14 protein-coding genes and 1 pseudogene are annotated in these 18752 nt (G+C 68.3%); 11 read left to right on the top strand and 4 right to left on the bottom strand.

The annotated features are described in order from the left end of the window. The first annotated feature begins 9 nt into the window (after window positions 1–9). The gene (locus B277_RS06395; RefSeq protein ID WP_051987918.1) at window positions 10–1512 is read left to right on the top strand and encodes an acetate--CoA ligase; all 1503 of its coding nucleotides are present in this window, start codon (window positions 10–12) and stop codon (window positions 1510–1512) included. Window positions 1513–1515: 3 nt separating this feature from the next. Here the strand turns inward: B277_RS06395 and B277_RS06390 are convergent, their stop codons facing one another. Further along, window positions 1516–1785, bottom strand: a complete 270-nt coding sequence (locus tag B277_RS06390; RefSeq protein WP_007926383.1) for an SRPBCC family protein — start codon at window positions 1783–1785, stop codon at window positions 1516–1518. Window positions 1786–1787: 2 nt separating this feature from the next. Between B277_RS06390 and aztD the strand changes: the two genes are divergently transcribed. After that, the gene (aztD, locus tag B277_RS06385; protein WP_007926381.1) at window positions 1788–3077 is read left to right on the top strand and encodes a zinc metallochaperone AztD; all 1290 of its coding nucleotides are present in this window, start codon (window positions 1788–1790) and stop codon (window positions 3075–3077) included. A gap of 23 nt (window positions 3078–3100) precedes the next feature. Here the strand turns inward: aztD and B277_RS06380 are convergent, their stop codons facing one another. Further along, entirely contained in the window at window positions 3101–4567 is a 1467-nt protein-coding gene (locus B277_RS06380; protein WP_007926379.1) for a cytochrome P450, read from the bottom strand. A gap of 115 nt (window positions 4568–4682) precedes the next feature. Between B277_RS06380 and B277_RS06375 the strand changes: the two genes are divergently transcribed. Next, window positions 4683–4976, top strand: coding sequence for a hypothetical protein (locus tag B277_RS06375; RefSeq protein ID WP_007926377.1), 294 nt, complete (start codon window positions 4683–4685; stop codon window positions 4974–4976). Between the two features lie 90 nt (window positions 4977–5066). On the opposite strand, the gene B277_RS06370 is transcribed toward B277_RS06375, so the two are convergent. Then, a complete protein-coding gene (locus B277_RS06370; protein ID WP_007926376.1) occupies window positions 5067–7172 on the bottom strand; it encodes an NAD(+) synthase in 2106 nt (701 codons plus the stop codon). On the opposite strand from B277_RS06370, the pseudogene B277_RS16680 reads away from it, so the two are divergent. Together B277_RS16680 and B277_RS06365 are read left to right on the top strand one after the other, a co-directional pair. Continuing rightward, window positions 7171–7359 (top strand): annotated as a pseudogene (locus B277_RS16680) (ribosomal protein bL36); the annotation flags it as partial. The gene B277_RS06370 and the pseudogene B277_RS16680 overlap by 2 nt on opposite strands. A 53-nt stretch (window positions 7360–7412) precedes the next feature. Further along, the gene (locus B277_RS06365) at window positions 7413–8159 is read left to right on the top strand and encodes a hypothetical protein (protein WP_007926374.1); all 747 of its coding nucleotides are present in this window, start codon (window positions 7413–7415) and stop codon (window positions 8157–8159) included. Between the two features lie 70 nt (window positions 8160–8229). On the opposite strand, the gene B277_RS06360 is transcribed toward B277_RS06365, so the two are convergent. Continuing rightward, window positions 8230–9807 carry a hypothetical protein gene (locus B277_RS06360; RefSeq protein ID WP_007926367.1) on the bottom strand — a complete coding sequence of 526 codons (1578 nt, stop codon included), beginning with the start codon at window positions 9805–9807 and terminating at the stop codon, window positions 8230–8232. 187 nt (window positions 9808–9994) lie between these two features. Here B277_RS06360 and B277_RS06355 point away from each other — a divergent pair, with 187 nt between their 5' ends. The 6 genes from B277_RS06355 to B277_RS06330 all read left to right on the top strand — a co-directional run bounded on the left by B277_RS06355 (window position 9995) and on the right by B277_RS06330 (window position 18667). After that, the gene (locus B277_RS06355) at window positions 9995–11479 is read left to right on the top strand and encodes a type I restriction-modification system subunit M (protein ID WP_040881001.1); all 1485 of its coding nucleotides are present in this window, start codon (window positions 9995–9997) and stop codon (window positions 11477–11479) included. Next, window positions 11476–12585, top strand: coding sequence for a restriction endonuclease subunit S domain-containing protein (locus B277_RS15910; RefSeq protein WP_007926360.1), 1110 nt, complete (start codon window positions 11476–11478; stop codon window positions 12583–12585). Before B277_RS06355 ends, B277_RS15910 begins: the two co-directional genes overlap by 4 nt. Then, window positions 12585–13490 (top strand): restriction endonuclease, encoded by a 906-nt coding sequence (locus tag B277_RS06345; RefSeq protein WP_007926359.1) that lies wholly within the window; start codon window positions 12585–12587, stop codon window positions 13488–13490. Before B277_RS15910 ends, B277_RS06345 begins: the two co-directional genes overlap by 1 nt. Window positions 13491–13581: 91 nt before the next feature. After that, the gene (locus B277_RS06340; RefSeq protein WP_007926358.1) at window positions 13582–14061 is read left to right on the top strand and encodes a hypothetical protein; all 480 of its coding nucleotides are present in this window, start codon (window positions 13582–13584) and stop codon (window positions 14059–14061) included. A 122-nt stretch (window positions 14062–14183) separates the two neighbouring features. Beyond that, entirely contained in the window at window positions 14184–15287 is a 1104-nt protein-coding gene (locus tag B277_RS06335; RefSeq protein WP_040880999.1) for a Fic family protein, read from the top strand. Beyond that, window positions 15284–18667: a DEAD/DEAH box helicase family protein gene (locus B277_RS06330; protein ID WP_007926353.1), complete on the top strand. Its 3384-nt coding sequence runs from the start codon at window positions 15284–15286 to the stop codon at window positions 18665–18667. Before B277_RS06335 ends, B277_RS06330 begins: the two co-directional genes overlap by 4 nt. The last annotated feature ends 85 nt before the right edge of the window (window positions 18668–18752 follow it).

Genomic DNA, 18752 nt, shown 5'->3' with positions numbered 1-18752 from the left:
CCCTTTGGCATGTCTGCCTACTGCGTCGGCGACCCGGCAGCGCATGCCCCCGACCGCGACGCCCTTGTCGTCGTCCACGGGACCGGTGACGACTCCCGATGGACCTTCGCCGAGGTCGACGACGTCGTGCGGGCCGTCGCCGCCGGCCTGCTCGGGCGGGGGCTGCACCCGGGTGACAGGGTGCTGCTGCGCATGGGCAACCGGGCGGAGTTCCCCTTTGTCTTCTTCGGGGCTATCGCGGCCGGGCTCGTCGCGGTGCCCACGAGCGCACAGCTGACTGCTGACGAGGCCGCTGGGTTGCTCGCCGACTCTGGGGCGCGGGCCGTCGCCTTGGACCCGGACCTCGATCTCGCTGTGCCGCAGGGGGTCTCGGTCGTCACCGCCGAGGACGTCGACGGCTGGGTGGCCAGCAGCGACCGAGCCGAGCACGACCTCGGCGACCCGGATCGGCCGGCCTTCGTCACCTACACCTCGGGCACCACCGGACGGCCGAAGGGCGTCGTCCACGCCCACCGCAGCGCCTGGGGCAGGCGCCCGATGTACCGCGGCTGGTACGGCCTCGACGAGGGCGACGTCATGGTCCACGCCGGTGCCCTCAACTGGACCTACACGCTCGGCGTCGGCCTCACCGACCCGTGGGCCAACGCGGCCACGGCCATCGTCTACGACGGGCCGCGCGACGGTCTGGTCTGGCCGCGGATCGTCGAGGAGCACCGGGCGACGCACGTCGCGGCCGTGCCCGGGGTCTACCGACACCTGCTGCGTCACGGCGACCCGGGGGAGTGGGACCTGTCGTCGCTGCGCGCCGCGCTCGTCGCCGGCGAGGCATTGCCCGCCGCGCTGCTGGAGGAGTGGGGCGAGGTGACCGGCGTGCCCCTCCATGAGTCGCTCGGCATGAGCGAGATCTCGACCTTCGTCTCGACGGGGCCGGATGTGCCGGTGCGACCCGGCAGCCCCGGGCGGGCGCAGCCGGGTCGCCGCATCGGCGTCCTCGACCCCGATGCGCTCGAGGACCCGGTGGCCTCGCCCGTGGAGCTCGGCGTCGGCGAGGTCGGGCGCCTGGCCGTCCACCGCAGCGACCCGGGCCTGATGCTCGGCTACTGGCAGCGACCCGAGGAGACGGCCGAGGTCGTGCGGGGGGAGTGGTTCGTCAGCGGTGACCTCGCCGAGGTCGACGCTGACGGCTACCTGACGTACCACGGTCGCTCGGACGACGTCGTCAACGCCATGGGCTACCGCGTCTCGCCGGTCGAGGTCGAGGACGCGCTCGCCGGGGTGACCGGTGTCGCCGAGGCGGCCGTGACGGCCCTCGACGTCGGCGACGGGGTGAGCATCGTGTGCGCCTGGATCGTCCCGACGGATCCAGATGACGACCCGGATGCCCTGCGGCAGAGGGTGATCGAGCGGGCCAGCGAGCGGCTGGCCACCTACAAGCGACCCCGCGAGGTGCGCTTCGTCGACGCGCTGCCGCGCACGGCCAACGGCAAGGTGGTCCGGCGCGACCTGCGGTGAGCCTCAGCCCCGCTCGCTGTCCCACATGAAGGCGAAGGTGTGCGGTGGGTCCCACTCGAGGATCTCGCCCTGGAGGGTGGGCGTGTCCTGCGGCTGCTGGTCCGCCTCCGGCCAGGAGGGCAGGGTGACGCGGGCTCCCTTCGCCCGCTCGCCGACGACGTGGGCCGGGAACCAGTCGTGGAGGTGCTCGGACTCGGTGAGGCCACGCCTGGCAGTGCCCGTGAAGGCATGTCGTGACTTGACGATTTCATCAAAAACGATAATCGTTCTCAATTATGCGCACCACGCGACGCCACACCCAGGTCCTCTCTGCCGCCGCCGTGCTCACGCTCGGCCTGACCGCATGCGGGTCCGGCACGACCGCCGACCCGTCGGCGAGCTCGACGCCGACGCCGATCACCCGCGCCGATGACGTCTCGACCTCGGTGGGAGCGCCCTCGGGCGCGACCGTCGAGGAGGGCGCCCGCACCCCGCGCGTGGCCCTCACCCACGACGAGGGGGTGATCGTCCTCGACGCCGTCACGATGGAGCTGCTCGGCGAGTTCCCGCTCGAGGGCTTCACCCGGCTCAACCCCGTGGGGGACGAGCGCCACCTCATGGTCACCGAGGGCGAGGGCTTCCGCGTCCTCGACCTCGGCGGCTACTCCCTCCCTCACGGCGACCACGACCACCACCACTCGACCGAGCCCACGCTCACGGAGATGACCTTCGCGGCAAAGTGCCCCGGCCACGTCGTCGTCCACGCCGGGCGCACCGTGCTCTACGGCGACGGAGACGGCTCGATCCGCTCCTTCGACTCCGACGCGCTGCGGGAGGGCGCGACGAGCAAGCCCGAGGTGACGACCCGGACCGAGCGCACGCCGCACCACGGGGTGGCCGTCGAGCGGGAGGACGGCTCGGTCGTCACGACGGTGGGGACGGAGGACGAGCGCACCGGCATCGTCATCCGCGATGCGAAGGGGAAGAGGGTCGCCTCCTCCGACGAGTGCCCCGGAGTCCACGGTGAGGCCGCGGCACAGGGCGGCGCCCTCGTCTTCGGGTGCGAGGACGGGCTCCTGCTCGTCCAGGGTGACGAGATCACCAAGGTCGACGCCCCGGACGACTACGGGCGCATCGGCAACCAGGCGGGCAGCGAGGAGTCGCCTTTCGTCCTGAGTGACTACAAGACCGACCCCGACGCCGAGCTCGAGCGCCCGACGCGGGTGAGCATCACCGACACCCGTGATGGGTCGCTGCGGCTCGTGGACCTGCCCGCGAGCTACTCCTTCCGCTCGCTCGAGCGCGGCCCCGACGGCGAGGGCGTCGTCCTCGGCACCGACGGCCGGCTGCACGTCATCGACATGGCGAAGGGAGAGGTGAGTCGCTCCATCGACGTGGTCGAGGAGTGGACCGAGCCGACCGAGTGGCAGCAGCCCCGGCCCACCGTGCACGTCCAGGACGGCACGGCCTATGTCACCGAGCCGAGCAGCAAGGCCCTGCACATGGTCGACCTCGAGTCCGGCAAGGTCGTGAGCAGCGGCGAGCTGCCCGTCGTGCCCAACGAGATCGACGGCACTCTGGGGTGAGCACCCGGGTGGGCCGGCCGGCGTCAGCGCCGGGTCAGGCCCACCCGGAAGCCCACCGGCATGAGGGTCAGCCGCTCGGTGATCGTCAGCTCGTAGCCCGGCTCGGGCGTGAGGTCGAATCGGTGGAGGAGCTTGGCCAGGACGATGACCGACTCGTGCAGCGCAAACTGCCGCCCGATGCACGCCCGCTCACCCGTGCCGAAGGGCTTGTAGGCGTGGGCCGGGCGTGCCCGGATGTGCTCCGGCAGGAAGCGGTCGGGATCGAAGCGCTCCGGGTCGGGCCATACCTGCGGGTCGCGGTGGAGCAGCGGGATGAAGACGAGGACTCTGTCCTCCGGCGTCATCCGCAGGCCGCCCGGCACCCCCGCCGAGCCGTCGGCGCCGATCGTCGTCGTCTCCCGCGGCGAGCGGGCGAAGCCCGGCGCCGTCGGCCACAGCCGCAGGGTCTCGTCGACGACGCGGCGCAGGTAGCGCAGCTTGGGCACCTGCTCGAAGGTCGGGGTCGCGGACGGGTCGGTGCCGAGCACCTCGTCGAGCTCGGCCCGCACCCTCGCGAGCACCTCGGGCTCACGGGTCAGGTGGTACAGGGCGAAGGAGAGCGCGCCCGACGTCGTCTCGTGTCCGGCGACGAGGAGGGTGAGGATCTGGTGGCGCACGTTGGCGGCCTCGAGGAGCGCGCCGGAGTCGTCCACGGGCTCGTGCATCATCCGGCCGAGCAGGTCGTCGTGGCGCTCCGCCGATGCCTCGCGCTCCGCGACGATCTGCTGGAGCAGGTCGTCGATGTAGCGGTGCCGCTCCAGGGCCCGTCGGTCCCTGCGCCGCACCATGCGCCGACCGGCGAGCGGCAGGGCGGCGAGGTTGGAGCGGCTGGCAGCGTGCGACATGTCGCCGACGAAGGTCGTGACGAAGGGGTCGACCTCCGCGGTCGCGAAGCTGCCGAAGGTGTGGCTGAAGGCGGCCCGCCCGATCGTCTCGAGGGTGAGCTTGGTGAGCCACGGGGAGACGTCGACGGTCCTCCCTTCGCCGGCGGCCTCGTCCCACACCGAGATCAGCTCGTCGGTCGCCGCGACCATGACCTCGTGGTACCCGCGCATCGCCGACTTGCTGAAGGCCGGCATGAGCAGGTCGTGGGCCAGCCGCCAGTTGGGCTCGTCGGTCTGGGCGGTGAAGAGCCCGTCGGCGACGAACATCCGCAGGTCCTCCACGCCGGGGGCCAGTGCCTTGGTGAAACGCCTGTCGTCGCACAGCTCGCCGACGAGGTCGACGCCGCGGGCGAAGACGAACTTGCGGCCCATCGCGAGCATCTCGAAGATCGGCCCCAGGTCGGCGCCGAGGCGCAGCATGTTTTGCACCGGCGTGGTCGGGTCCATGCCCTTGCGGAAGGCGTCGCCGAGGAGACGACGTCGGCCCGCGGGGTGGGGGAAGTCGTGCTCGCGCCAGCCCATCCCGGCATTGGGTGGGTAGTCCACGAGGGTGTCGATGGCGGCCACGCTGCCGCTCCCTTCGTCAGATGTAGTGACTCGGCTCACGGTAGCCGCCCGGTGGCGACGACGACACCGCCCGGCCCTTGCCGATCGCCGCGGGGGTCATGGGATGATGTGCGCCATGAGCAAGCACCCCCCTCGTCTGTCCCACCCGCCGACCGGGCCGCACGCCGTCGAGGACCTCGGGCACGCGCAGAACCCCGCGTGGTGGACCGTCATGACCCTCGGCATCATCGCCGGTGCCGTCGGCACCTGGGCGGTCGTCGTCCTGAGCCCCATGCTCGGCATCGTCGCCGCCGTGCTGGCGGTGCTGACCATCGTCGTCGGCGTCGTCATGTCGAAGATGGGCCTGGGCTCCTACACCTACGGCAAGGGCGACACCGCCACCGACAGCGCGTCGGTCGGCATCAAGTAGCCCTCACCCGCTGGCCTTCACCCCGCCGGCTGAGGTGGGGCCCGTCCATCCCCGCCGGCTGAGGTGCGAGCGCCAGCGAGCCTCGAAGCCTCACCCCGGGACGTTGTCCTCGATGTCGGCGAGCCAGCGGGTGGCGACGGCGTCGCTGGGCATGCGCCAGTCACCACGCGGTGACACCGCGCCGCCCGGCAGCACCTTGGGCCCGTTGGGCAGCGCCGACCTCTTGAACTGGTTGTCGAAGAAACGCTGGACGAAGACGAGCAGCCACGTCCGGATCTCGGCAAGGTCGTAGGCGCCGCGGTCCTCCTCGGCGACGGAGCTGGGCCACGCTCCCTTCGTCGCGTCCGACCACGTCTGCTCCGCGAGGAAGGCGATCTTGCTCGGCCGGTCGCCGCGACGCAGCACGTGGAAGAGCGTGAAGTCCTGCAGCGCGTAGGGCCCGATCTTGTCCTGCGTCGACTGCGGCCGGTCGGCGTCCTTGCTCGGGACGAGCTCGGGGGAGATCTCGGTCGCGAGCACCGAGCGCAGCGTCTCGGAGACCTCGGGCAGCTGGCCGGTGTCGGCGACCCAGTGGACGAGGTGCTGCATGAGCGTCTTGGGCACGCCGGCGTTGACCCCGTAGTGGCTCATCTGGTCGCCGACGCCGTAGGTGCACCAGCCGAGGGCCAGCTCGGAGAGGTCGCCGGTGCCCAGGACGATCCCGCCGCGCTGGTTGGCGATGCGGAAGAGGTAGTCGGTGCGCAGCCCGGCCTGCACGTTTTCGAAGGTCACGTCGTAGACCTCGTCGGGGTGGTCGGCGTCGGGGTCGAGCCCGTAGGGGTGGCCCATGTCGCGCAGCATCTGCGTCGCGGTGGGCCGGATGTCGAGCTCCTCCCACGTGATGCCGAGCGACTCCATGAGGGCGACGGCATTGGTCTTGGTGTGGTCGCTCGTGGCGAAGCCGGGCATCGTGATGCCGATGATGTCGGTGCGCGCCCGCTCCAGCCGGTCCATCGCCTTGGCCGCGACGAGCAGCGCGTGGGTCGAGTCGAGCCCGCCGCTCACGCCGATGACGATCTTGGGCTGCCAGTCGGCGCCACCGATGGCGCGCAGCCGCTGCTCCACCGCGGAGACCTGGATGTTGTAGGCCTCGTAGCAGTTCTGGGCGAGGCGGGCCTCGTCGTCGGGGACGAAGGGGAAGCGGTCGAGCGGGCGCAGCAGCCCGAGGTCGCCGGTGGGCGCCTCGAGCTCGAGGTGGAGGTCGCGGTAGGGCGCCGACTCCGAGCCGATGCCCAAGGCGACGCCGTTGTCGTCGAAGCTGCCCTGCCGCATCCGCTCCTGCCGCAGCCGGTCGACGTCGACGTCGACGAGGGTCTCGCGGGGACCGGAGGGGAAGCGCTCGGACTCGCCGAGGAGGTCGCCCCCTTCGTAGACCATGGTCTGGCCGTCCCACGACAGGTCGGTGGTGGACTCCCCTTCGCTTGCGGCGGCGTAGACGTAGGCCGCGCTGCACCGGGCCGAGGCGGAGCGGGCGAGCAGGTGCCGGTCCTCCGCGCGGGCGACGGTGATGGGGGAGGCGGAGAGGTTGAGCAGGACCGTCGCGCCGGCCAGGGCGGCCTCGGCGCTCGGCGGCACCGGCACCCACATGTCCTCGCAGACCTCGGCATGGATGACCAGGCCCGGCACATCGTCGACGTGGACGAGCAGGTCGGTGCCGAAGGGGACACCGTCGAGGACCGCGGCGTCCTCGCCCTGGGCGAAGGTCGGCCGGAACCACTCGTCGTCGATGCCGGCGCCGGCGGCGAAGTGCCGCTTTTCGTAGAACTCGCGGTAGTTGGGCAGGTAGGACTTCGGGGCGATGCCGATGATCTCGCCGCGGTGGATGAGGACCGCGCAGTTGTAGAGGCGGTTGCGGTGGCGAAGGGGGGCGCCCACGACGACGAGCGGCAGCAGGTCGGCGGTGGCCCGGGTCAGGTCGACGAGGGCGGCCTCGACGTCACGGAGCAGCACGTCCTGCAGGAGCAGGTCGTCGATGGCGTAGCCGGTGAGGCTCAGCTCGGGGAAGAGTGCGACCGCCGCACCCTGCACGCCCACGTGCCGGGCCCGGTCGAGGATCGCCGCGGCATTGGCGTGCGGGTCGGCCATCGTCACCGGCAGCGTGCACGCGGCGATGCGCGCGAAGCCGTGGCGGTAGAGGTTGTGGAAGTCGCGGTCCATGCCCCGAGCCTATGACCCCCGCCCTCCACCGGTGGTCGAGGTGCGAGGAGCTCTGCGACGAGCCTCGAGACCCCGCTCCCGGCGAGGAGGCCCGGCGCGCCGCCAGTCCGGCAGTCAGGTCGTGCGTCGCCGGGGCAGGACCTACGTCATCAACAAGCAGAACCCGCGGCTGAAGGCCCGCCAAGGCTGCGCCGGCGATATCCACTGGTCTGGGCGGCTCCCTTCGTCTTGGATGGAGCGATGCAGACGCACTCACTCGCCGAGCGACCTGACCTCGTGGAGGCCTTCTGGTCGATCGCGGGGGACTGGCCGACCTTCATGCTCCAGGACCCGACCTCCGACCGGGCCTACGAGGCGGCGGTCGAGGCCTTCCCGCAGCTGCACCTCGTCGTCATGGAGGGCGAGACGGCGGTGGCGCGGCTGCACGCGGTGCCCTTTGGCCATGGCCTGTCGGACCTGCCGGCCCGGGGCTGGGACGCCGCGATGCAGGAGGCCGAGTGGCTGGCGGCGAAGGGGGCGGCCCCGGACTGGTCGACGGTCAGCCTCATCGAGGCGCGGGTCGCGGTGGACCGGCGGGACGAGGGCCTGAGCGGTGCACTCCTCGCCGAGGCGCGTCGGCGCTACGCGGCGCTCGGGTGCCGCGATCTCTTCGGCCCGGTGCGCCCGACGCGCAAGTGGCTTGAACCCCGCACCGCCGCCGACGAGTACGCGCGTCGGGTCCGCGAGGACGGGCTGCCGGTCGACCCGTGGTTGCGGGCCCACGTGCGGCTCGGTGGCCGGATCGTTCAGGTGGCGCCGCTGTCGATGACGATCCCCGGGACGCTGGCCCAGTGGCGGGAGTGGACCGGTCTGCCCTTCGACGTGGACGGGTCCGTCGAGGTCGAAGGGGGCCTGGCCCCGGTCCACGTCGACCTGGCCAACGACCACGCGGTGTATGTCGAGCCGAATGTCTGGGTCCACCACGACCTGCGCTCCCACGCTGGTTGAGGTGCGTGGCCCCCGTGTCCTTCCCGGCTGGCGGAGGGAGCCGGACAGCTCCTGGTGGCAGCGGGGCCCTTTAGATTCCGTATAGCTTGAGGCCGACGTGGTCGACTACGAAGCGAGCGTTCTCCTTGTCGGTTGCGAAGTAGATTCGGCCAACCTCGTTGGGCTTCACGTGATCGTCGAGTTTGAGGTGCGGCTCGCGCTCGTAGGTTCGCCCGTCGTGTGTGAACTCGTGCAGCTTTTGGCGAACTAGTGGCACGTCCTCAGGTGAGAAGTTAAGCCCATACGCGGTCTTGAGCCACGACTTCATCGCCATCCCGAGATCACATTCCTTGTTCCGCCACTCAGCTGCGGCGCGGGCGAGCTTTATTAGGGCTTCTTGCATGGCGGTCACGTGCGGATAACCACTCTTGCGCCAACTGCGCTTTGCCGCCGCAGTAAAAACTATCGCCCCAGCGCTCACCTGCTGCAGATGTTCGGCCAGCTCGGACATGTCATCCGGATCCAGTTCTGGACACGGGTCCCACCCTTCAACTGCGCGTTCCCCGGTATCTGCGTAGGCTCTCTCGGCTTGTTCTTTCCAGTAGCTGGCTTGGTATTTCAAGTCCGAGAGCGCCTCAATTTCAGTCGTGAGGCGCTCAACCTCTTGAAGCCACTGGGCCAACTCTCGATCCAGTTCGGCAACACGAGTGCGCAGGGTCTCAAGCTCGGCGTCTTGGCCCCCGTGGGCGACCGCCTCCGCAAGTGCGGCTTGGAAGGTTGCCTCGCGCGCCCGTCGGTTCTCGTCCGCGGCGCGTAGCCTCCACGGGTTAGTACCGCGAGCCGCGACGGATACAGGAGCGACAGTCTCCATTAGGGTCGAAATGAAGTCAGTCCGCGGCTCGAGACTCGTGAGTTCCTTATGTTGGGCGTCGAGCACCGGCCAAATCAGACGCGCCCCGTGTTCGGGAATTTCGGCGCCAATCGACGCGAGGTAGGCGCCCATCTTGGCACGCGAGGCCCGATCCACGAGCAGCACGCGGGCAAGGCCAGCGAACTCCTGTGCTGCGCGAGACCCAATCTCCTTGGCTTCCTCTGCCCCCCCGTCGATAAGTAGCATCGGCAATCGTCGCTCGTGAGCCAGTGTTTCTTGGAGGAGTGGAACATGTGCCGGATTGATCCACTCGAAGCGCCCATCGACTACCTGATTTTGATACGTAAGCCGCAGGTCCCGGTCCTTGACGCTCAAAGCGAGTAGTCCGGGGCGACGTATGAAGTCAACGGTGACAGGGGATACCAAGCCGCTCACGGATTCACGCCCAAGTTCAATGCGGAAAGCGGTGTCGGTTTCCTCTTGGAAGAGCGTGAAATCGCAGATGAACTGGGCGCCATGGCCATGCTCTAGGGGCTGACTCATCTTGCAGTGCACTGCCCGGACACGAGGGGTTCGCGTGACGGTCCAACGAAGGGTCTTGATGAACTCGAACCCCCCGCGGCGTGCAGGCAACTCTGCAGTGCCAGACTGCGACAGGTCGAGTTGGCCGTCGCCCTCGATGTCGCGGGACAACCATGTCACCGCGTGGGCTACCAACCTGTCGTACACGCCTTCCGGGTCTACGGCGGAGTCATCAGTTGCTTCGACCTTCAACTCGACGATGTACATCGAATCCATTCGTCACTCCCCTGTGGATCGAGGTTGGCCAGACTGCCCCTGCTCACAGGGTACGTCCAGCTGAGTGGGCAAGGGGCGTCGGTCATGGTGCCCATCTATGGACCAAGCGGCCACGGACTAGAGACCATCGGTAGGGAGTTGCGTCGATATCGCCGTCCGTCGTCCCGGGCCGGATAGCCTGACGCCCGTGATCACGGGTGAGATGAAGAGCAAGGTCGATGCCGTCTGGAACGCCTTCTGGAGTGGCGGCATCTCCAACCCGCTGGAGGTCATCGAGCAGATCACCTACCTGCTCTTCATCCGTCGCCTGGACGAGCTGCAGACGACGAAGGCGCGGCGGGCCCGCGTCGAGGGCGGGGGAGTCAAGGACCCGATCTTCGGGCCGGGCCAGTCCAACCTGCGGTGGCAGAACCTCAAGAACGCCGGCGCGGCGGAGGCGCACCACACCATGGCCCAGGAGGTCTTCCCCTTCCTGCAAAAGCTCGGTGGCGAGGGATCGACCTACTCCGACCACATGAAGGACGCGCGATACACGATCCCGACGCCGGCGCTGCTGTCCAAGGTCGTCGACCTCATCGCCGAGATCCCGATGGACAAGCGCGACACCAACGGCGACCTCTACGAGTACCTGCTCTCTAAGATCGCGTCGGCAGGGACCAACGGCCAGTTCCGCACGCCGCGGCACATCATCGAGCTGATGGTCGACATGATGGCGCCGACCCCGACCGACGAGATCTGCGACCCGGCGTGTGGCACAGCGGGATTCCTCGTGGCGGCATCCGAGTACATCCGCGAGCACCACCCGGCTGCGCTGACCAACGCCCAGCAGCGGACCCACTTCCACAACAGCATGTTCCACGGCTACGACTTCGACTCCACGATGCTGCGCATCGGCAGCATGAACATGCTCATGCACGGTGTCGAGGCGCCGGACATCAGCTACCGCGACTCCCTCTCCGAGGGTGCGAGTGGCGACGCCGAGAAGTACTCGCTCATCCTCGCCAACCCGCCCTTCGCCGGGTCGCTGGACTACGAGGCGACGGCCAAGGACCTGCAAAAGGTCGTCAAGACGAAGAAGACCGAGCTGCTCTTCCTCGCGCTCTTCCTCAAGCTGCTCAAGCCGGGTGGCCGGGCGGCGGTCATCGTCCCGGACGGCGTGCTCTTCGGCTCGTCGAAGGCGCACAAGACCCTGCGCAAGATGCTCGTCGAGGAGCAGAAGCTCGACGCCGTCGTGAAGCTCCCCTCGGGTGTCTTCAAGCCCTACGCCGGTGTCTCGACCGCGATCCTCTTCTTCACGAAGACCGACTCCGGCGGCACGGACGACGTGTGGTTCTACGACGTGCAGGCCGATGGCTTCTCCCTCGACGACAAGCGCAACGCCGTTGAGGCCAATGACCTCCCCGATGTGCGTGAACGCTGGCTGAGGAGGTCGCCCAGCGACCGACTCGAAGCCAGGTGGGCCGAGCTCGACCGCGCGCGGACCGAGCAGTCCTTCACCGTGCCGAAGGAGGAGATCGTCGCCCAGGACTACGACCTCTCGCTCAACCGGTACAAGGAGGTCGTCCACGAGGAGGTCGAGCACCGTGCCCCCCTCGAGATCATCGCGGACATCAAGGCGCTCGAGGCGGAGATCGCTCAGGGGTTCGACGAGTTGAAGGCGATGCTGTCGTGAAGCGCGTTCCTCTGCTCGAGGCGGTGTCGGATGTGTCTGGCGGCAACCGCAAGATCTTGCAGTCAGACTTTTTGCCGGAGGGGCCCCTCGCGGTGGTTGACCAGGGCAGGTCGCAGATCGCCGGGTACACGTACGACACGTCGGCTTCCGTGAAGGCGGATGGACCCGTGATCGTTTTCGGAGACCACACGAGGGCCATCAAGTTTGTGGACTTCCCGTTCGCGATGGGTGCAGACGGGGTGAAGGTTCTGCAGGTCCGCGAGGGCTTCGACCCGAAGTTCGTGTATCACTATCTGATTTCGCGAGAACTCCCCAGCGCTGGGTACTCCCGTCATTTCAAGTTCCTCAAGCAAGTCGAGGTTCCTAGGCCTCGCATTGAGGAACAGCGGCGGATCGCGGCCATCCTCGATCACGCCAACGCTCTACGCGCCAAGCGCCGCCGGGTCCTCGCCCACCTCGACGACCTCACCCAGTCGATCTTCCACGACATGTTTGGAGACCCTGACGACTTCACGGACCAAGTCCCGTTCTCGGAGATCGCAACACTGGCGGGTGGTCGGAACCTCGTTGCGGACGACGACGCTGCTGCGTCGGAGTATCGCGTGTTGAAGATCAGTTCAGTGACTACGGGGCGCTTTAAGCCAAGCGAAGCAAAGGCGCTGCCGCCGGAGTATGTACCGCCGGCAGAGCACATGGTGCGTGTCGGCGATCTCCTCATGAGCCGGGCCAACACGACGGAGTTAGTCGGAGCTGTGGCACTGGTCGACAGCGATCCGACGGGGTTGGTCCTACCCGACAAGATATGGCGATTCGTCTGGGGGGATCCGGAGAGCGAACCGGCCTTCTTCCACGCACTGTTGAGCACGCCGTCCATGCGAAGGCGAATCAGTCGGTTGTCTAGCGGAACGGGTGGCTCGATGAAGAACATTTCGAAGTCCAAGTTGGGTCTTATGTCGGTGCCACGGATCACTCCTACGTCTCAGCGTGAGTTCGTCGCTGCGTCGCAAACCTTGTCCGCTGTCCGCCGACGGCAGTCACGAACCGCGGGTGTTGGTGACGAGCTCTTCGCCTCTCTGCAGGCCCGCGCCTTCACGGGTGACCTCTGATGACGGCCCTCCCCTCCTGGGACCAGTTCATGATCCCGGTCCTCCGGCTCCAGGCAGACGGTGAGGTCCGCTCCCTTCGCTCCATCCGGACGGGCGTCGCGGATGCGACGCTCACCGAAGACCAACGCGCGGAGGTCCTCCCTTCGGGCTCGGCGAAGTCGGACAACCGCATCGGGTGGGCCGTCTCCTACCTCTACCGCGTCGGGGCCTTGGAGCGGCCGTCGCGCGGGGAGTACCGCATCACCGACATCGGTCGCCGCATCTTGGCCGGCCACCCGCAGGGCATCACCGAGGTGCAGCTGCGCCAGCACGCCCGCCCCGGTGACACGTGGTGGGTGGCCAAGGCCCACGAGCCGTCGGCCCCGACGCCGGTGACCGCCACCCCCGAGATCGACCCGACCGAGCAGGTGGAGGAGGGCATCGCCCGCATCCACGCCGATGTCGCGGCCGAGCTGCTCACCCGGCTGCACGCCAACGACCCCGCGTTCTTCGAGCAGGCCGTCCTCGACCTGCTCGTCGCCATGGGCTACGGGGGAGCGGACGGTCGCGCCACCCGCACGCAGCTGTCCAACGACGGCGGCATCGACGGGATCATCGATCAGGACGCGCTTGGCCTGAGCCGGGTCTACGTGCAGGCCAAGCGCTACGCCCTCGACACGAGCGTGGGGCGCCCCGAGATCCAGGGCTTCGTCGGCGCGCTGCACGGGCAGTCCGCCAACCAAGGTGTCTTCATCACCACCGGGCGCTACAGCGCGGGCGCTCGCGACTACGCCGACGGCGTGGCCACGCGGGTCGTGCTCATCGACGGGCAGCGGCTGGCGGCGCTGATAATCCGGTACGGCGTCGGGGTGCAGGTGCGGCGGTCGGTGCAGATCGTCGAGGTGGACGAGGACTTCTTCGAGTAGGGGGGCCGGGACTGCTCCAGGGGATCCCGGTCGGGCAACTCTCTTGCCGACGACGTGGACTGTTTCGGCTCCTCAGGTCTACCGTGCACTGATGGAGGTTGTTGGGGCTGGGCGCGTTCGGGTCACCTTCGGCGAGCATCACCGGGGGTGCGCTGTCGGCGACATCCGGGTGGGCTCTGTCGAGGATGCGCCTCTCATCCACCAGTTGGCCAAGGACTTCAAGGCGGAAGTCGGTGAGGGCGCCGACGTCCACCTCCAGATCTGGGCCGGACCATTCGAGTTGATGGTGGCTGTTCGTGATCTGCTGGCGGCTTCGGGGGCCGCTGCGGGGGGCATCGCCGCCCTACTGACGGCCCTCAAGCGCAGGCACCCGCACTACGACATCGAAGTCCACCCCGATGAGCAGACCACGGTGAAGATCACGGGACACGAGTTGCCACCCGAGTTGGCCGAGCAGGTGAACCGGTACTTCGCGGCCAGGTCAGACGCTTCGGACCTGGTGGGGTCTCGGATCGAGGCAGATCCTGACGACACAACTGATCTCGAGTCGGACGCGCCTCACGGAGATTGAGGAGTTGAGGCGCGAGCCTTTTCCTTGGGCGTGAGGAAGGTCGGGGTCCACACGATCTGGGAACATGTAAAAGATTCCGCGAAACCTTTACATGTTCCACGTGACATGTCAGGTTATGTGACATGACGAGATGGCGGGCGGAACGGCCCTTCAACGAGTTGCCGCCACCACCGACTGCCGATGTCCTGGAGACCAAGGCGGTGCTCAAGGCGGCGATCGGTGCACGCGCCGCGATCGCTCAGCTGGACCAGGCGAGCCGCGCCATGCCCAACCCTGGGGTGCTGATCAACACGATCCCGCTGCTCGAGGCGCAGGCCAGCTCCGAGATCGAAAATGTCGTGACGACGTCGGACGACCTCTTCCGGCACATGGACGATGACGACTCCTCGACCGACCCCGCGGTCCGCGAGACCCTGCGGTATCGGACTGCGCTGCACGCAGGATTTCAGATGGTGCAGGAGCGAGGGCTCACCGTGCGCACGGCGGAGCGCGTCTGCAGCACCATCCACGCACGGGAGATGAGCATCAGAGCCCTGCCGGGGACCCGCATCGCCAACCCCGCGACCGGTGCCATCGTCTACAGCCCTCCCGAGGGGGCGGACGTCATCCGGGACAAGCTCAGCGAGTGGGAGCGTTTCGTCCACGCGGACGACGGCGTGGACCCGCTGGTGCGCATGGCCGCTGCCCATTACCAGTTCGAGGCGATCCACCCCTTCTCAGATGGCAATGGACGCACCGGGCGGATCCTCAACGTCCTCATGCTCGTCGAGGCTGGTCTCCTGTACCTCCCGGTCCTCTACCTCTCCCGGTACATCATCCAGACCAAGGACGACTACTACCGCCTCCTACGTGAGGTCACGAGCGACGGCAATTGGGAGGAATGGATCCTCTACCTCCTGACTGGAGTGGAGCGGACGTCCGCGGCAACCGTCGCCAAGATCGGTGCCACCCGAGAGCTTCAGGCCGACTTCGCTCGCCGGGCGCGCGCGGCCTCCAAGGGTGGGGCCGACGCCGAGTTCCTCGCGGTGCTCTTCGAGCAGCCTTACTGTCGCATCGCCACCGTGATCGACCGGTGTGGCGTGTCCCGACCGACAGCCACCCGTTGGTTGTCCGAGCTGGCTGTCGCCGGGCTGCTGGATGATCACAAGGTGGGCCGTGACCGGCTCTTCATCAACCGTGAGTTCCTCACGCTGTTGCTCAGCGACCAGGGGGAAGGGGACCAGTGACCAACTTCGCCTTCATCAAGGCCACGTGGCCGGCCATCCACGCCAACTGCCACCACGCCGAGTCGTACCTGACGACCGACCCGCGCACCGCGTGCTTCTACGCGCGGCGGGCAGTCGAAGAGCTGGTCGGGCACCTCTACGACCTGATGTCCCTGCCCATGCCCTACAAGGACGACCTCGCGGCCCGCGCCAACGACCCGGCCTTCAAGGCGAAGACCGGCCCGGCCATCACCCAGAAGCTCAACCTCATCCGCAAGCTCGGCAACACCGCCGTCCACGACGCCGGCGACGTCCCGGCAAGTGACGCGATGACCTCCCTTCGCGAGCTGCACCACGTCGTCATCTGGGCCGCCTTCCGCTACTCGACCACCCCCGACGACGTCCCGACCGATAGCCACTTCGACCCCGCCCTCGCGCAGAAATCGGCGCCGCTCTCCCGCGACGAGCTCGTCAAGCTCGCGGCGAAGATCAAGGCGTCCGACGAGGCGCATGCCGCCGAGCTCGCCGCCAAGGACGAGCTCGCCGCAGCCCAAGCGGCTGAGATCGAGGAGCTCAAGGCGCAGGTGGCCGCGGCCCAGGCCGCCAAGACCCAGACGGTCGACGACCACGACTACGACGAGGCGCGCACCCGCCGCGACATCATCGACCAGATGCTCCACGAGGCCGGCTGGCCGCTGGCTGACCCGCAGGACCGCGAGTACGAGGTCAGCGGCATGCCCAACTCGAGCGGCGTCGGGTACGTCGACTACGTCCTCTGGGGCGCCGATGGTCTGCCGCTCGCCGTCGTCGAGGCCAAGCGCACGACCAAGGACGCCGCCATCGGGCAGCAGCAGGCCAAGCTCTACGCCGACTGCCTCGAGGCGACCTGCGGCCGCCGCCCGGTGATCCTCTACACCAACGGCCACGAGCAGTGGCTCTGGGACGACGCCGCCGGCTACCCGGCTCGCAAGATCAGCGGCTACCTGACCCGCGACGAGCTGGAGCTCATGATCGCGCGGCGCAGCACGCGCCGGCCGCTCGCCACCGAGCCGATCAACACCGAGATCGCAGGCCGCCCCTATCAGGCGCGAGCGATCAAGGCCGTGGGCGCGGCCTTCGACGGCAAGCAGCGCGAAGCCCTGCTCGTCATGGCCACCGGCTCCGGCAAGACCCGCACGACGATTGCCCTCGTGCAGCAGCTCATGGCGGCCGGCTGGGTCAAGCGCGTGCTCTTCCTCGCCGACCGCACCGCCCTCGTCAACCAGGCCGCGCGCGCCTTCACCGAGCACCTCCCGGAGGTCGCGACGGTCAACCTCGTGACCGAGCGAAGGGGGGAGGGCCGGGTCTACGTCTCCACCTACCCGACGATGATGAACCTCATCAACGAGCTGAGCGACGACCCCGACCCGAGCACGGTCAAGCGGACCTTCGGCCCCGGTTACTTCGACCTGGTCGTCATCGACGAGGCGCACCGGTCGGTCTACGCCAAGTACGGCGCGATCTTCGACTGGTTCGACGGCCTGCTCGTCGGGTTGACCGCCACGCCCAAGGACGAGGTCGACCACAACACCTACCGGCTCTTCCAGCTCGAGGACGGAGTCCCGACCGACGCCTACAGCCTCGACGAGGCCGTGGCCGACGGCTATCTCGTCCCGCCCAAGGGTGTCTCCGTCGGTACGAAGTTCCTTCGTCAGGGCATCCGCTACGTCGACCTGACCGAGGAAGAGCGTGACCGGTGGGACGAGCTCGACTGGGGCGAGGACGGCGCGCCCACCGAGGTCGGCGCCGAGGAGATCAACCGCTTCCTCTTCAATGAGGACACCGTCGACAAAGTGCTCGCCACGCTGATGTCGGACGGGTACAAGGTCGCCGGCGGCGACCGACTGGGCAAGACGATCATCTTCGCCAAGAGTCAGCAGCACGCCGACTTCATCCAGCAGCGCTTCGACATCGCGTGGCCGGAGTACGGCGGGCACTTCGCCCGCACCATCACCCACGGCAGTCCATACGCGCAGAGCCTCATCGATGATTTCGCGACGCCGGGCAAGGCGCCGCACATCGCGATCTCCGTCGACATGCTCGACACCGGCATCGACGTGCCCGAGATCGTCAACCTCGTCTTCTTCAAGGTCGTTCGGTCCAAGAGCAAGTTCTGGCAGATGATCGGGCGCGGCACCCGGCTGTGCCCCGACCTCTACGGTCCCGGGCAGGACAAGCAGGACTTCCTCGTCTTCGACTTCTGCGGCAACCTCGAGTTCTTCCAACAGGACCTGCCGGGCAGCGAGGGCTCGATCCAGAAGTCGCTCGCCCAGCGACTCTTCGAGGGTCGCGTCGGCCTGATCACCGCCCTCGACCAGGCGAAGGGGGATTCCTCCCTTCGCGCATCGGCAGCGGATCTCCTGCACCAGGTCGTCGCCGGGATGAACCTCGACAACTTCATCGTCCGCCCGCACCGCGAGTGGGTGGAGCGGTACGCCGAGCGCGGCGCCTGGGACGGTCTGACCGCCGAGGAGGCGGGGCGCGTCGTCGAGGAGCTGGCAGGCCTGCCGTCTGCGAAGCGTGACGACGACGAGGACGCCAAGAGATTCGACCTCGTCGTGCTGCGGCGGCAGCTGGCGGATCTCGAGGGGGACACCGTCCTCGCCGAACGCCTGCGCGAGGTCGTACAGCAGGTCGCTGTGGCCCTGCTCGGCAAGACGGCGATCCCGTCCGTCGCGGCCCGCGCCGAGCTCCTCGAAGACGTCGCGGGCGACGACTGGTGGGTCGACGTGACGCTCCAGATGCTCGAGCAGATGCGCCTGAAGCTGCGGGCCCTCGTGCGGCTGGTGGAGAAGACGAAGCGCAACCCGGTCTACACGGACTTCGCCGACGAGCTCGGGGAGGCGACCGAGGTGCCGTTGCCCGGGACGACGCCGGGGACTGACATGGAGCGCTTCCGCGCGAAGGCGAGTGCCTACCTGCGCGCCCACGAGAGCAACATCGCCCTGCAGCGACTGCGGCGCAACCGGCAGCTGACCGAGGGTGACCTCAGCGCGCTCGAGGAGATGCTCTTGGAGAGCGGCGCCGGGGCTGCCGCGGACGTCGAGCGGGCGGCTGAGGAGGCGCACGGTCTCGGGCTCTTCGTGAGGTCGCTCGTCGGGCTGGACCGCGAGGCGGCCAAGGAAGCCTTCGGTGGCTACCTCGACGGGGCAAGGTTCGACGTCCATCAGGTGCGCTTCGTCGAGCTGATCGTCGACGAGCTGACGCTCAACGGCGTCATGCAGCCTGGCCGGCTTTACGAGTCGCCGTACACCGACCATGCGCCGACCGGTCCTGACGACCTCTTCGACGAGAACGCAGTTGATGACATCGTCGAGATCCTGCGTGACGTTGAGTCGCGGGCTCAGCCGATGGGGGCGTAGCCCTCAGGCGGCCAGATCCAGGTGCTGGCATCAGCCCCGTCGACTGCTGGAACGTGACACCTGAGACGCTGCCAAGCCACTAGGA

Origin of the sequence: Janibacter hoylei PVAS-1 (genome assembly GCF_000297495.1) — a bacterium.
Taxonomy (GTDB): domain Bacteria; phylum Actinomycetota; class Actinomycetes; order Actinomycetales; family Dermatophilaceae; genus Janibacter; species Janibacter hoylei.
The sequence above is the reverse complement of the archived record's forward strand: the minus strand, read 5'-3'. Positions and strand labels throughout refer to the sequence as shown.

Bases quoted from the DNA above. Each gene is read 5' to 3' on its own strand.
- B277_RS06365 (WP_007926374.1), top strand. From the start codon at position 7,413: ATGCAGACGCACTCACTCGCCGAGCGACCTGACCTCGTGGAGGCCTTC.
- B277_RS06395 (WP_051987918.1), top strand. From the start codon at position 10: ATGTCTGCCTACTGCGTCGGCGACCCGGCAGCGCATGCCCCCGACCGC.
- B277_RS06370 (WP_007926376.1), bottom strand. From the start codon at position 7,172: ATGGACCGCGACTTCCACAACCTCTACCGCCACGGCTTCGCGCGCATC.
- B277_RS06340 (WP_007926358.1), top strand. From the start codon at position 13,582: ATGGAGGTTGTTGGGGCTGGGCGCGTTCGGGTCACCTTCGGCGAGCAT.
- B277_RS06345 (WP_007926359.1), top strand. From the start codon at position 12,585: ATGACGGCCCTCCCCTCCTGGGACCAGTTCATGATCCCGGTCCTCCGG.
- B277_RS06335 (WP_040880999.1), top strand. From the start codon at position 14,184: ATGACGAGATGGCGGGCGGAACGGCCCTTCAACGAGTTGCCGCCACCA.
- aztD (WP_007926381.1), top strand. From the start codon at position 1,788: ATGCGCACCACGCGACGCCACACCCAGGTCCTCTCTGCCGCCGCCGTG.
- B277_RS06375 (WP_007926377.1), top strand. From the start codon at position 4,683: ATGAGCAAGCACCCCCCTCGTCTGTCCCACCCGCCGACCGGGCCGCAC.
- B277_RS06360 (WP_007926367.1), bottom strand. From the start codon at position 9,807: ATGGATTCGATGTACATCGTCGAGTTGAAGGTCGAAGCAACTGATGAC.